Annotated in this window: 14 protein-coding genes and 2 pseudogenes; 8 read left to right on the top strand and 8 right to left on the bottom strand. The window is 69.8% G+C overall.

Features of this window, described 5'->3' with window-relative positions; translation table 11 throughout:
• Positions 1-46 precede the first annotated feature (46 nt).
• The 5 genes from ACZZ93_RS12605 to ACZZ93_RS12625 all read right to left on the bottom strand — a co-directional run bounded on the left by ACZZ93_RS12605 (position 47) and on the right by ACZZ93_RS12625 (position 5492).
• Entirely contained in the window at positions 47-943 is an 897-nt protein-coding gene (locus ACZZ93_RS12605; protein ID WP_463511221.1) for an ABC transporter ATP-binding protein, read from the bottom strand.
• Positions 944-1143: 200 nt separating this feature from the next.
• Positions 1144-2274 carry a hypothetical protein gene (locus ACZZ93_RS12610; protein ID WP_463511222.1) on the bottom strand — a complete coding sequence of 377 codons (1131 nt, stop codon included), beginning with the start codon at positions 2272-2274 and terminating at the stop codon, positions 1144-1146.
• 34 nt (positions 2275-2308) lie between these two features.
• On the bottom strand, positions 2309-3481 hold the full coding sequence (locus ACZZ93_RS12615; RefSeq protein ID WP_463511223.1) for a benzoate/H(+) symporter BenE family transporter: 1173 nt from the start codon (positions 3479-3481) through the stop codon (positions 2309-2311).
• 26 nt (positions 3482-3507) lie between these two features.
• Positions 3508-4206, bottom strand: coding sequence for a response regulator (locus ACZZ93_RS12620; protein WP_463511224.1), 699 nt, complete (start codon positions 4204-4206; stop codon positions 3508-3510).
• Positions 4203-5492, bottom strand: a complete 1290-nt coding sequence (locus tag ACZZ93_RS12625; protein ID WP_394195458.1) for a sensor histidine kinase — start codon at positions 5490-5492, stop codon at positions 4203-4205. The genes ACZZ93_RS12620 and ACZZ93_RS12625 overlap by 4 nt, the downstream gene beginning before the upstream one ends.
• Positions 5493-5595: 103 nt before the next feature.
• Here ACZZ93_RS12625 and ACZZ93_RS12630 point away from each other — a divergent pair, with 103 nt between their 5' ends.
• The 4 genes from ACZZ93_RS12630 to ACZZ93_RS12645 are packed head-to-tail and all read left to right on the top strand — an operon-like array spanning position 5596 to position 8179.
• Positions 5596-6774, top strand: coding sequence for an MFS transporter (locus ACZZ93_RS12630; RefSeq protein ID WP_053099272.1), 1179 nt, complete (start codon positions 5596-5598; stop codon positions 6772-6774).
• A gap of 31 nt (positions 6775-6805) precedes the next feature.
• Positions 6806-7210 (top strand): VOC family protein, encoded by a 405-nt coding sequence (locus tag ACZZ93_RS12635; protein WP_053098028.1) that lies wholly within the window; start codon positions 6806-6808, stop codon positions 7208-7210.
• Complete coding sequence (locus ACZZ93_RS12640; RefSeq protein ID WP_056280383.1) at positions 7207-7518, top strand: winged helix-turn-helix transcriptional regulator; 312 nt, start codon at positions 7207-7209, stop codon at positions 7516-7518. Before ACZZ93_RS12635 ends, ACZZ93_RS12640 begins: the two co-directional genes overlap by 4 nt.
• A gap of 34 nt (positions 7519-7552) precedes the next feature.
• Positions 7553-8179, top strand: coding sequence for a dihydrofolate reductase family protein (locus ACZZ93_RS12645; RefSeq protein ID WP_463511225.1), 627 nt, complete (start codon positions 7553-7555; stop codon positions 8177-8179).
• A 156-nt stretch (positions 8180-8335) separates the two neighbouring features.
• Here the strand turns inward: ACZZ93_RS12645 and ACZZ93_RS12650 are convergent, their stop codons facing one another.
• Together ACZZ93_RS12650 and ACZZ93_RS12655 are read right to left on the bottom strand one after the other, a co-directional pair.
• Complete coding sequence (locus tag ACZZ93_RS12650) at positions 8336-9151, bottom strand: Cof-type HAD-IIB family hydrolase (RefSeq protein ID WP_463511226.1); 816 nt, start codon at positions 9149-9151, stop codon at positions 8336-8338.
• Between the two features lie 4 nt (positions 9152-9155).
• On the bottom strand, positions 9156-10001 hold the full coding sequence (locus tag ACZZ93_RS12655; RefSeq protein ID WP_463511227.1) for an exodeoxyribonuclease III: 846 nt from the start codon (positions 9999-10001) through the stop codon (positions 9156-9158).
• A gap of 37 nt (positions 10002-10038) precedes the next feature.
• Between ACZZ93_RS12655 and pyrE the strand changes: the two genes are divergently transcribed.
• Positions 10039-10599, top strand: coding sequence for an orotate phosphoribosyltransferase (gene pyrE, locus ACZZ93_RS12660; RefSeq protein WP_463511228.1), 561 nt, complete (start codon positions 10039-10041; stop codon positions 10597-10599).
• Positions 10596-11498 carry an ROK family protein gene (locus ACZZ93_RS12665; RefSeq protein WP_463511229.1) on the top strand — a complete coding sequence of 301 codons (903 nt, stop codon included), beginning with the start codon at positions 10596-10598 and terminating at the stop codon, positions 11496-11498. Before pyrE ends, ACZZ93_RS12665 begins: the two co-directional genes overlap by 4 nt.
• A gap of 19 nt (positions 11499-11517) precedes the next feature.
• Here the strand turns inward: ACZZ93_RS12665 and ACZZ93_RS12670 are convergent, their stop codons facing one another.
• Positions 11518-11901, bottom strand: coding sequence for an apolipoprotein A1/A4/E family protein (locus ACZZ93_RS12670; RefSeq protein ID WP_230101041.1), 384 nt, complete (start codon positions 11899-11901; stop codon positions 11518-11520).
• 200 nt (positions 11902-12101) lie between these two features.
• On the opposite strand from ACZZ93_RS12670, the pseudogene ACZZ93_RS12675 reads away from it, so the two are divergent.
• Positions 12102-12281: pseudogene (locus ACZZ93_RS12675) on the top strand (anhydro-N-acetylmuramic acid kinase); the annotation flags it as partial.
• An 89-nt stretch (positions 12282-12370) separates the two neighbouring features.
• Positions 12371-13258, top strand: a pseudogene (locus tag ACZZ93_RS12680) (anhydro-N-acetylmuramic acid kinase).
• Positions 13259-13270: the final 12 nt, after the last annotated feature.

A 13270-nucleotide genomic window follows, 5' to 3' on the forward strand; every position in this document is an offset into this window, starting at 1 on the left:
GATGCCTGTGAGGGCGAGCCTGCAGACCCGGTGGTGTTCGAGGTGCTCACTGGATGACCTCCTTGAAGATCTGGGCGAGGGACGGATGCTTGGGGGCGAAGCTCGCGACGTCTCCGCGTTCGACGGCGGTGCGCAGCACGCGCTGCGCGGTGTCGGCGTCCTCGGCGTCGAACAGGGCGTAGCCGCCCTCGAAATCGATCACGGTCACGCCGGGCTCGGCGCGCAGCCAGCCGGCATCCCCGGCGGAGACCAGCTCGTAGCGGTCGCCGGCGTGCTGAGCGCGCAGCCCGTCGCGCGAGCCGGCCGCGCGGATCGTGCCGCCGGCGAGGATCACCAGATCGTCGCAGAGCCGCTCGACCACATCGAGCTGGTGCGAGGAGAACAGGATCGACGCTCCCTTGGCGGCGCTCGCCTGGAGCACCGACGCGACGACGTCGACCGCGAGCGGGTCGAGGCCCGAGAACGGCTCGTCGAGGATGAGCACCTCGGGGTCGTGCACGAGGGCGGCGGCGATCTGCGCGCGCTGCTGGTTGCCGAGCGACAGCGACTCGATCGTGTCTCCCAGGCGCTCGCCGAGTCCCAGCTCGGTGAGCAGCGCGGTCGCGCGCGACTCGGCATCCGCCTTGCTGAAGCCGTGCAGACGGGCGAGGTAGACGATCTGCTCGAGCACCTTCATCTTCGGGTAGAGGCCGCGCTCTTCGGGCATGTAGCCGAAGTGGCGCCGGTCGGTGCTCGACAGCGGCCGACCGTCGAGTGCGACGGTGCCCCCGTCGGAGCCGAGCAGCCCGAGGACGATGCGCATGGTCGTGGTCTTGCCGGCGCCGTTGCCGCCGACGAACCCGGTGAGGCGCCCCGGCGCCACCTCGAATGAGACGTCGTCGAGCACGCGCCGAGAGCTGTAGCTCTTGGTGATGCCGGTGAGTACGAGCTTTCCTGTGGTCATGCCTTCACGCTATGGCGCGGTGCGGGACCGCGGCATCCCCCACGTGGCGGATCTGCGGGTGGAGTTGCGCAGCGCGGGAGGCGACGGTGGTCCGCCGTGCGGGGAGAGCCCGCGTCAACGCAGGAAGAGCACCGAGAGGATCCCGAGCGCGAACGGGGCCATGGTCACGACGAACATGACGCCGACGATGATCCCGACGATCAGCCAGGGGCTGCGTCGCCGGAGGCGCTGGCCGGGCAGGGCGACGCCCGGCGGCGGGGAGTGAGCAGCCCTGCGGGCGCAGCGAACGGCAGGGCGGGAGCTCCCGGATAAGGGCCAGGATGCTGCCCTGGAATCTGCCCTGGACCCTGCAGTGCTGCCGGGGATCCCGGATGCTGCGTGAGCCGCAGCCGGTCATCGCGCCAGCGCGCCCACTGGTCGAGTTTCGTGAGAAGCGCCCCGACGGCTCCGAACAGCCACGCCCACGTGGCCGGGTCGAGGGTCGAGACATCGCGTCGTGCATAGAGGAAGAGCCAGTCGTCGACGATCTCGACGTCGAGCTGCGCGGCGTGGTCGATGAAGCGCGCCATCACATCGGGGGTGAACAGGTACAGCGCATCGACCTCATAGCCCGTCGGGCAGTAGAGCGAGAAGTAGCGGTCGAAGTCGCCCTCGAGCGAGAGGCGCTGGTCGCTTCTGAAGGCGCCAGCGAGCGTGCTGCCGAGCGTGTTGTTGCCGAGCGCGTCGAGCACGATGTTCGGCAGCGGCACGTCGAGTTTGACCGCGACGTATCCCCAGCGATGGGTCGTCGACTGCTTGCCGTTGCTGGTCGTGTACTGGTAGTTGCCGAACTCGACGAAACGCGGCTCCACGCCGCGCAGCACGTCGGTCGACATCCGACTCGAGCCCGACGAGAAGATCATGCCGGGCAGGGGCGGCTCGTCGATGCGGTCGAGATAGCTCATGGCGTTGGCCCGGGCGAATCGCGCGAGGCGGAAGCGAGTGATGTTGCGCATGCGGATGCTGCGGCGCACGAGCATCACGACGCCGACGACGATGCCGGCGAGAAGCACGAGCCCGATGAGCGCGGCGACGGCGACCCCTGCCTCCTGACCGACCGCATAGCCGAGGCCGAGGATCATGATCCCGAAGATGGGAACGACGCAGAGCAGCGCGAATCCGACGCCGACCCAGGCGATGATCCGTGCGGCCGACGTGGGATGAGCGGTGCGCTGGTCGCGTGCGAACGCGTCGACCTCGGCGGGATTCACCGGATCGAGCAGGGCGCGGGCGTCGAAGGACCCGGCGGGAGCACCGGCCGACGGCACAGGAGCAGGCGTGGGAACTGTCACGCGTCCACGGTAGCCGAGCGCCTTCTCCGCAGCGTCAGCGACGGCCGGCGTGCAGAGCGGTGCGCACGAGGAGTCCGGCCACGAGAGCCCAGAATGCGGCGCTGACGCCCAGCACCGCGATGCCGGATGCCGCCACCAGGAAGGTCACCACGGCGGGGATGCGCTCGCCGGGGTCGTCGATCGCCTGCTGCACCGACGACCCGAAGGCGGCGAACAGCGCGAGCCCCGCGACAGCCGGGATGACTGCGTCGGGAGCGAGCAGCACCAGCGCGGCGAACGCTGCCGAGAAGCCGCCGAGCACGAGGTAGGAGACGCCGGTCGAGACACCGGCGACCCACCGACGCCGTGGGTCGGGATCGGCGTCGGGTGAAGCGGCGAGGGCCGCGCTGATCGCCGCGAGGTTGATCGCATGGCCGCCTGCCGTCGCGCCGATCGCGGTGCCGACACCCGTGACGAGCATCGCCGGACGCCAGGGGACCTCGTAGCCGAAGCTGCGCATGATGGCGATGCCCGGTACGTTCTGCGAGGCCATCGTCACGATGAACAGCGGCAGCGCCACCCCGACCAGAGCGCCGACCGTGAACGTGGGGGCGGTCAGCTCGATCCGGGGGACGAGGAGTCCGGCATCCACTGCCGTGCTCTCCTGCACCAACGAGACGGCCACCACGACTGCTGCCGCGACGAAGGCGAGCGGCACGGCCCACCGCGGCGCGAGACGCGCGAAGACCAACCACGTGATCACCACGGGAACCACGCCCCACGGATTCGCCACGAGGCCGGTGATCGGTGCGAGACAGAGGGGCAGGAGCACTCCGGCGAGCATGGCCTGCGCGATGGACGGAGGGATGCGGGCGATCAGGGTGCCGAGAGCGGGCCACAGCGCCGTGAGCAGGATGAGCGCGGCCGTGACGAGGAACGCGCCGACCGCTGCCGACCATCCGCCGTCGACTGCTCCGGTGGCGGCGAGGAGGGCGGCGCCGGGAGTCGACCAGGCGACGGTGATCGGCATCCGATATCGCCAGGCGAGGACGACGCAGGCGAGCCCCATCGTGAGGCTGACCGCGAGCAGCCCGCTGGCGGCCTGCTCGGGGGTCGCTCCGACGGCGCTGAGGCCCGTGAGCACCACGGCGAACGAGCTCGTGAACCCGACCAGCGCGGTGACCACCCCGGCCAGGATCGGTCGGGTGAGGGGCGCGGCGGTCGGCATGGGTCAGAGGCTATCGCGTGTCGAGGTCACGCCAATCCCATCCGGTGCGCGAGGACGACGGCCTGCACGCGGTCGCGCGCGCCGAGCTTCTGCAGGATGCGTGACACGTGCGTCTTCACCGTCGCCTCTCCGATGAACAGGGCGCTCGCGATCTCGGCGTTGCTGCGCGCGTCGGCCAGCAGCACGAGCACCTCGGCCTCGCGGTCGGTGAGCGGGTCGGCGAGCACGGTCGCTGCGATCTGCGACGGCACGGAGGGGGATGCCGGTGCGGATGCCGGTGCGGATGCCGTCGTGAACCGAGCCAGTACGCGTCGTGTGACCTCGGGTGCCAGCATCCCGTCGCCCGCGGCGAGGGCCCGCACCGCGGCGATGAGATCCTCGGCGCCGGCGTTCTTGAGCAGGAAGCCACTCGCACCGGCGTCCAGCGCCTGATAGAGGTAGTCGTCGCGATCGAACGTCGTGACGATCGCGATGGCCGCGCCGACCTCCGGGTCGGCGACGATCCGCCGAGTGGCCTCGATGCCGTCCATGTCGGGCATCTGCACGTCCATCGTGATGACGTCGGGGCGCAGAGCGGATGCCTGCGCCACGGCGTCGGCGCCGGTCGCCGCCTCGCCGACCACCGTGATGTCGGGTTGCGTGTCGAGGATCGTCCGGAATCCGGCTCGCAGCATCGCGTGATCGTCGACGAGCAGAACGCGGATGGGTGCGTCGGACCCGCTCATGAGGAGACACCCGTCTCGATCGGCGACGCGGCCTGCGCGCCGCCGGCGCCGGTCAGCGGAACTCGAGCCCGCACCCGCAGACCTCCCGCCGCGCGAGGAGCGACGTCGAGCGTGCCACCGGATGCCGCGGCGCGCTCGCGCATGCCCAGCTGACCGAGTCCGGGGCGAAGCACGGCCACGGCGCGACCGGTGTTGACGATCTCGACCTCGACCCCGTCATCGTCGTAGCGCACGCGCACATCGGCGGTCGCGCCGACGCCGGCATGACGCCGAGCATTCGTGAGCGACTCCTGGGTGATGCGATACAGGTTCACGGACACGACCGAGGGCACGGGCCTCGGGGTGCCGATCACCGCATAGTCGGTGGGCAGTCCCGCCTCCGACGACGCGTCGACCAACGAGCGGATGTCGTCGAGCGTCACGGTCGACGCGGCATCCGCCGTCTCGCCGCCGGGTGTGCGAAGCGTCTCGAGCAACTGCCGCAGCTCGTGGATCGCATCGCGCGCGGAGTCCTCGATGCCGCTGAGGATGCTCGTGGTCTTCGCGGGGTCCTGATCGATCACGAGACGAGCGGCGCCCGCCTGCACGCCCATGACCGACACGTGATGGGCGACCACGTCATGCAGCTCTCGGGCGATGCGCACGCGGTCGAGGGCGACGGCCTGCGCCGCGGTCACCTCGCGCTCCTGCTCGAGTTCGGCCGTGCGCTGCTCGAGCACCGCGCGTTCGCGTGCGGCGTGCCAGGAGCGCTCGCCGAAGTAGTAGGCGCCGCCGAAGTACAGCACGTTCAGCAGCAGCTGGATGAGCATGAACGCGAGGTACGGAGAAAGGAGTCCCGCTGCGACCTCGGCCTTCGCCGCCTCTTCGATGGCTTCGCGGTACATCGTGATGATCAGCCAGACGAACATGCCGAGGATGATGCCGACGCGCACGATCATCGCGGCCCGGCGGTTGTTCATCCAGGCGCCGACCGTATAGAGCGACACGAACATGGCGATGTTGCCGACATAGATCTCGGGCACCTGGAACGAGATGGCGAGGAAGTATGCCAGCGACACGGCGATCGCGACCGGGGCCGGCCAGCGCCGACGCACGGCCAGCGGTGCGGTGACCGCGACCGCGTAGACGAGAGCCGTCCACGGTTCGGCCCGGGTGTCGCCGTAGATGTCGGCCACGGTCGAGAGAGCGGCGCTGAGGACGGCGCCCACGAACATGACCGCCGCGAGCACGAGGTCGCTGCGCTGCTCGCGGACGCTGGGGATGCGGGTGAACGGCGCTGCAGGCATCCTCTTACCGTAGAGCCGGGGCGGATGCGGCGGCATCCCCCGCACGAGGGATCGTGGCGGGGCCGTGGTGACGTGCAGACACGCGATCCTGCGAGAATCGAGCGTGACCTCGACTCCGCACACCGCGAAGCCCCGCCTCGCCCCGCTCTACCTCGCCGGATTCACCACCGCTTTCGGGGCCCACGGCATCGCGGCGGCGCTGGGCGCGGAGACCGAGGACATCGGGTGGACGCTGCTCGCGTTCGGGCTCACCCTCGCGCTCTACGACCTCGCCGAGGTGCTGCTCAAGCCGCTGTTCGGCGCGCTGAGCGACCGGGTGGGCGTGCGCCCTGTCATCATCGGCGGCCTCCTCGCGTTCTCGGCGTTCTCGGTCGTCGGCGCCGTGGTTCCCGGCATGCTCGGACTCGTCATCGGTCGATTCGGGCAGGGTGCGGCGGCATCAGCCTTCTCGCCGTCGTCGTCGGCTGCCGTCGCCCGGCTCACCGACGATGCCACCCGCGGGAAGTACTTCGGTCGCTACGGCTCGTGGAAGAGTCTCGGCTACGCGCTCGGTCCGCTGATCGGCGCCGTGCTCGTGGTCTGGGGCGGCCTGCCCGCGCTGTTCTGGGCGCTCGCCGTGCTCGGTCTCGGCGCTGCACTGTGGGTCGCTGCAGCGGTGCCACGGGTCGCCGTGCTGCCCCGCAAGCGAGTCACGCTCGTCGATCTCGGTCGAGAGCTGATCGCGCCCGGATTCCTCGTCCCGACCCTGGTGCTGGCGGCGACGACCGGCGCCCTGGCGGTCGCCGTCGGATTCCTCCCGCTGCTCGGGCGGCAGGCCGGGCTCGACATCGTCTGGAGCATGGCCATCGTGACCGTGCTCGCGATCGCGTCGAGCGTGGCTCAGCCGTTCGTGGGCGCCGCGCATGACCGCGGGCGCATCTCGGTGCGCACAGGCGCCGTCGGCGGCCTGGCGCTGATCGCGGCCGGCATAGCGCTCGCCGCGGTCACGCAGACTCCGGCCGCGCTCGTCGTCACAGCGCTGCTGGTCGGCATCGGCGTCGGGGTCGCGACGCCGATCGCGTTCTCGCACCTGGCCGCATCGACGCCGCCGGAGCGGATGGGCCGCACGATGGGCAGCGCCGAACTCGGACGCGAGCTGGGAGATGCGGGTGGTCCTCTCGTGGCGGGCGCCGTGGCGACGGCATCCGTCCCCGGCGTCGGTCTCGCGGCGGTGGCCGCGCTCACGGCCGGAGCCGGAGTGCTCGCACTGGTGGGATTGCGGCGGGACCGCAGAAGCTCTTGACGCGTCACTTGTATTTTGCAAGTGTTGGCGCATGAGCCTCTTCATCACCTGCCCCGTCGAGAGCGTCGACCGGGCCACCGCGTTCTACACCGCTCTCGGCTGGACTCTCAACGCCGAGATGTCCGATCACAATGTGTCGTGCTTCATGATCGCGCCCGAGCAGTACGTGATGCTCGGCAGCCGCGAGATGTATGCGAGCGTCGGCGGCACGGAAGACGTGATCGGCGGCCCTGACACCCCCTCGAAGGTCACTGTCTCGTTCGACCTCGACAGTCGTGAGGCGGTCGACGAGCTCGTCGACCGCGCGGCTGCCGCCGGCGGTCGGATCGGCGACACCGACGACTACCCCTTCATGTATCAGCGCCAGTTCGACGATCCGGACGGCTATCACTACTCGCCGTTCTGGATGAAGCCGGACGCCGATCCGGGCGCGTGAGCGACCTCGCCGCAGCCCTCGACGTCGTCGGTGCCCGCTGGGCCCTTCTCATCGTCGAGAAGCTGCTCGACGGGCCGCAGAGATACGGCGATCTGCAGCGTGAGCTCGGAGCTCCGACGAACATCCTCGCGACACGTCTGCGCGAGCTCGAAGCGGCCGGAGTGCTGCGGCGACTGCCCCTGCGGCACAACACGCGCGCCTATGCCCTCACCGAGCGAGGCGTCGCATTGCGGGAGGCGATCGAGGCTCTCGGCCGCTGGGGCGCGGAGGTGCCGGCACCCGCCGAGCAGAACGAGCGCATACTGTGAACATCGCCGCCCTCTCGTGCGAAGGAGCACTCTGATGACCGGACGCATTCTGATCGACCTCTTCATGACCCTCGACGGCGTCGCGCAAGGGCCGGGCGGCATCGACGAGGATCCGTCCGGAGGCTTCGAGTTCAGCGGTTGGCAGGCAGGGTATCCGTCGTCGGGGATGGGGCCCCAGGTGCAGCGGGGGATGCAGGGGCTCGATGCGCTGCTGCTCGGGCGCCGCACGTACGACATCTTCGCCGCGTATTGGCCGCATCACACCGACGGTCCGTCGGGGGAGATCGGCAGGCTCTTCGATCGGGTCCCGAAGTATGTGGCGACACGGGATGCCGACCTCGATCTGTCATGGAAGGGCAGCGAGCGCGTCGGTGACGATCTCGCCGCGGAGATCGCCGCGATGCGCGAGCGGCACGACGAGGTGCACGTGATCGGCAGCATCGATCTCGCGCACTCGCTGCTGGCCGAGGGTCTGTTCGACGAGCTCAACCTGTGGGTGTATCCGATCCTCCTCGGCACGGGCAAAAAGGTCTTCGACGACGGCGCCGAGCCGGCGGTGCTGCGACTGCTCGAGGCGCCGGTCGCCGACGACAGCGGAGTGATGCTGCTGCGCTACGGACGGACGGATCGGGTGCCCGAGGTCGGCACCTTCGAGGACTGAAACGGTATATCGCCCGCTTCTTCCCTCCTGCGTGGCGATCCGATAGCTTCAACTCAACGCGGCCACTCGTGCGTCGTCGGCGCGTGCGCAGCTGACGGCGTTGGCGACGAGGACCCGGTGGCTTCTGCGGAAGGGGCCGGGTTCTCACTGTCCGGCTCAGCGGGCGCCGAGCACCCGCTCGATCACCCGTGCCACCCCGTCGTCGTCGTTCGAGGTGCTCGTCTCATCCGCGGCATCCTGCACGACGTCGTCGGCGTCGGCCATCGCGACGCCGTGGCCGGCCCAGCGCAGCATCTCGACATCGTTGAGGGCGTCGCCGAAAGCGATCACATCGCGGCGGTCGATCTCGAGGTGCTCGCAGAGGCGCGCGAGCCCGGTGGCTTTGGTCACGCCCTCGGCCATGACCTCGACGAACGGGGCGCCTGAGAGCGTCGCCTCGAAACCGGTCAGCCCGAGGTCGCGCAGCGCGTCGAACAACGCCGTCGGGGCGAGTTCTGGGTGCCGGATCACGAGCTTGAGGCTGGGTGCGGCCAGCACATGATCGAGCTCGACGCCGCCCATCGTGCGTGGATCGCGCTTGTGGTCGGCGAGATCGGCGATCTCGGCATAGCCGTGCTGCGCGACGAACGTCTCGCCGCCCTCACGCACGCTCGCGAACAGCAGTCCGGGGATGCTGGCGCGTAGCGCCTCGGCCAGGGTGCGGATCGTCTCTGCCGGAAGCTCTTCCGCGAACAGCATCCGTCCATCGACGAGATGTGTCGCGTAGGCGCCGTTGCTGCACAGCGCCCAGCCGTCGAAGCCCGCGCCGTCCGCGAGCGCGCGTAGACCTATCGGCTGGCGAGCGGTCACCGGGACGACATGTACGCCACGGGCGCGCGCGGCATCGAGGGCCGCGCGGGTGCGCCGCGTGACCGATGACGAGGAGTCGAGCAGTGTCCCGTCGAGATCGGTCGCGATCAGGCGGACGGTCACAGTCTCAGGAGAAGATCATCGGCAGGTCGTCGTCTTCCTCGACCCCGCCGAGGTCGAACTCGACGACCACGGGAACGTGGTCACTGGGCTGCTCGCCCTTGCGCTCTTCGCGGTGGATCGACGCTCCGGTGACCGCCTCGGCGAGTGTCTTCGAGCCGAGGATGAAGTCGATGCGGATGCCCTCGTTGCGAGGGAACTTCAGACGCTGGTAGTCCCAGTAGGTGTAGCCCTCGGGAAGCAGCGGGCGGACGACGTCGGTCAGGCCCGCGTCGGCGAGAGCGAAGAAGGCCTGACGCTCCTGCGGCGAGACGTGCGTCGAGACGCCCTCGACGATGTCGGGGTCGCCGTTGTCGGCGTCGAACGGGATGATGTTGAAGTCGCCGACCAGAGCGAGCGGCAGTTCGGGGTTCGCCGAGAGCTCTGCCGCCGTGGACTTCTTCAGCTCCTCGAGCCAGTGCAGCTTGTAGGCGTAGTGCGGGTCGTCGAGCGAGCGGCCGTTCGGCACGTACAGGCTCCACACGCGCACACCGTCGACGAGCACGCCGAGCGCACGTGCTTCGAGCGGTGCATCCGGTCCCTCGTGTCCCTTGGCGAAGCCCGGCATGCCGTCGAAAGACGTGCGGACGTCGGTGATCGGCAGGCGGCTGGCGATCGCGACGCCGTTCCATTGATTCAGGCCGTGGACCTCGACGTGGTAGCCGGCTTCTTCGAACGGCCCGTAAGGGAACTGCTCGGGTTTGCACTTGATCTCCTGCATCGCCAGCACGTCGATGTCCTCTCGGACGGCGAACTCGACGGTGCGGGTGACACGGGTGCGGATGGAGTTGACGTTCCAGGTGGCCAAGCGCATGCGTCAAGCCTAGGCCTTGCCTCCTACACTGGATGCCGTGACCGCACTCGACGCAGACCGCCAGACCCTTCTCGACCTGATCAAGGACGAGGCGGTGTTCCGCGGAGACTTCACGCTCTCGAGCGGCAAGAAGGCGACGTACTACGTCGACATGCGCAAGCTCACCCTCGACCACCGCGCGGCACCGGCGATCGGTCGCATCATGCTCGACCTCATCGGCGACCTCGACGTCGTGGCGGTCGGCGGCCTGACCCTCGGCGCCGACCCCATCGCGAACGCGGTGCTGCACGCCTCGGTCGCCGCCGACAAGCCGCTCGACGCGTTCGTCGTGCGCAAGGAGCCGAAGGACCACGGCCGCGGTCGCCAGATCGAGGGTGCAGACGTCGCCGGCAAGCGCGTCGTCGTGCTCGAAGACACCTCGACCACCGGGCAGTCCGCGCTCAAGGCCGTCGAGGCGCTGCGCAAGGAAGGGGCCGAGATCGTCGCCGTCGCCGTGATCGTCGACCGCAAGACGGGCGCCCAGGCCGCGATCGAAGCCGAGGGCCTCGAATGGCGTGCCGCCTTCGACCTCGACGACCTCGGACTCGACCCCCAGTGACCCGCTACGCGCTGGCCGTCGACGTCGGCGGCACGAAGATGGAGGCCGCGCTCGTGGACGAGCACGGTGTGCTCGTCGGCGGCAGCCGCTCGCGACAGGCGACCGGGCGCCTGGCGACGCTCGAGTCGCTGAACGACGCGGTGATCTCGATCGTGACCCACGCTTTGGCCGCTGTGCCGGCGGATGCCGACCTCGTGGGCGCCGGTGCTGGAAGCGCCGGACCCATCGACCGTGCCGCCGGAGCGATCATGCCGGTGAACATGCCGCTCGCGCGGGGCTTCGGTCTCGCGGAGTCGGTGCGCTCGGCGGCATCCGCTGCACTCGGCCGGGAGGTTCCGACCATCCTCGGCCATGACGGTGGCGCGCTCGCCCTGGCGGAATCCTGGCTCGGCGCCACGCAGGATGCCGGTGCCTCGCTGTCGATCGTCGTCTCGACCGGCGTCGGCGGCGGATTCGTCGTGAACGGCGCCTACATTCCCGGAGCCACCGGCAATGCCGGGCATCTCGGACAGGTGCGTCGCGAAGGCGGACTCACCCTCGAGGAGATCGCCTCGGGGCCCGCCAGCGCCGCCTGGGCTCAGCAACAGGGATGGACCGGAGCCACCGGCGAGGACCTGGCTCGGGATGCCGCCGCGGGCGACACCATCGCCCGTGCCGCGATCGAGCGGTCGGCGAAGGCGGTCGGAGAAGCGCTCGCGGATGCCGCGACCCTCGTCGACCTCGACATGGTCGCGATCGGCGGCGGGTTCTCTCGCGTGTCCGCCGACTACATCGACCTCGTGCAGCAGGCGCTCACGGCCAGTGCCGCGCACGAGTACTCGCGGCGTACCCGGGTCGTGCGCTCGGGACTCGGCGACGAGGGGCCGCTCATCGGCGCCGCGGCGCTCGTCCTACGCTGACCTGTCGGTCACCGGGGAATCAGCGCCCCGCGACGATCAGGTGACGCTGCGGCCCTTCGAGTCGGGCCACCGCGACCTTGAGTTCGGTGACGTCGGCGGCGATTCCGTCGATGCGTGCTGTGAGTTTCTCTTCGACGCCGTCGATGCGTGCCGTGAGCCTCTGTTCGACTCCGTCGATGCGTGCTGTGAGTTTCTCTTCGACGCCGTCGATGCGTGCCGTGAGCCTCTGTTCCACTCCGTCGATACGCGTACCGAGCGACGTCTCGACGCCGACGAGATCGGTGCGGAGGGAGTCGGATCGGCGGATGCACCAGGCGAAGCCCGCGAACATGGTGCCGCCAAGAGCCAGAAGGAGGCCGACGGCGCTGATGACGATCGTGATGATCTCGGCAGACACGAACATGCTCCCATTCTGGGGGTGGCGGGTGGGGTCTCGCAGAATGCTACGCGGGCGACGACCGGGGCCGTCGGCGGTGCGGGTCATCCTTCGGGCACGGGGGAGAACGCGGTCCAGACGATGATCGTGCAGAAAAGATCGATGCTTTCCGTTCGCCCCCTAACAAAACCGGCCTACGCTCGTAGCAGGCGACGGAAGGAACACGCATGCGCGTACTCGGACTGCTCTCGGGCACCTCACACGACGGCATCGACGTCACGGTCGTGGACTTCGCAGAGAGCGACGGAGCGCTGCGCGGCACGGTGCTGCACGAAGACAGCGTGCCGTACGCCCCCGACCTGCGGGCCCGACTCGTCGCGGCGCTGCCTCCGGCGCCCACGACGTTCGCCGAGGTCTGCGAGCTCGACACCCTGATCGGCCAGGCCTTCGCCGAGGTCGCCGCCACGGCATCCGACGTCGTCGGGGAGTGGATGCCGTGTGCACGCACGGCCAGACCGTCTTCCACTGGGTCGCCGACGGCCACGCGCTCGGCACCCTGCAGATCGGGCAGCCGGCGTGGATCGCCGAGCGGGTCGGCGCACCCGTGGTGTCGGACGTGCGCATCCGTGACATCACTGCGGGCGGCCACGGTGCACCGCTCGTGTCGTTCCTCGATGAGCTGCTGCTGCGCGGTCGGGCGGGAGTCTCGGCGGCGGTGAACCTCGGCGGCATCGCGAACGTGACCGTGGTCGGTCCCGACGGTCTGTCGGCCTACGACATCGGCCCGGCGAATGCACTGGTCGACGCGGTGGTCGTCGCCGAGGGGCTGAACGACCGAGGCTACGACGCGGATGCCGCGATCGCTCGCACCGGCACCGTCGACGACGTGCTGCTCGCCGAGCTGCTCGCCGACCCGTAGTACGCCCTGCCCGCGCCCAAGAGCACGGGCAAGGAGCATTTTCACCTCGACTATGTGCGTGCGCACGTCGACCGCATGCGACCCGGCATCGCGCCGGCCGACCTGATCCGCACGCTCACCGAGCTCACGGTCCGCACCGTCGCACACGACATCCGCACCGCCGGCATCCGCTTCCTGGCTGTCTCGGGTGGCGGGTGCCACAACCCGCTCATCATGCAGGGGCTGCGTGAGGCGCTCCCCGACATCGAGGTGGTGCTCGCCGACGAGCTCGGCGCCCCGGTCGACAGCAAGGAGGCGATCCTGTTCGCGCTGATCGGATGGTGCACGTTGCATGGCGTCGCGGCCGTGACGCCCGGCGGCACCGGAGCGCGGGAAGCCCGAATCCTCGGCACCATCACACCCGGTGCGGGTCCGCTGCGGATGCCGGAGCCCGTGGATGGAGTGCGCAGCCTGACGCTGCGCTGATCGAGGGATCGG

The sequence above is a fragment of the Microbacterium sp. AC026 genome (genome assembly GCF_979258475.1).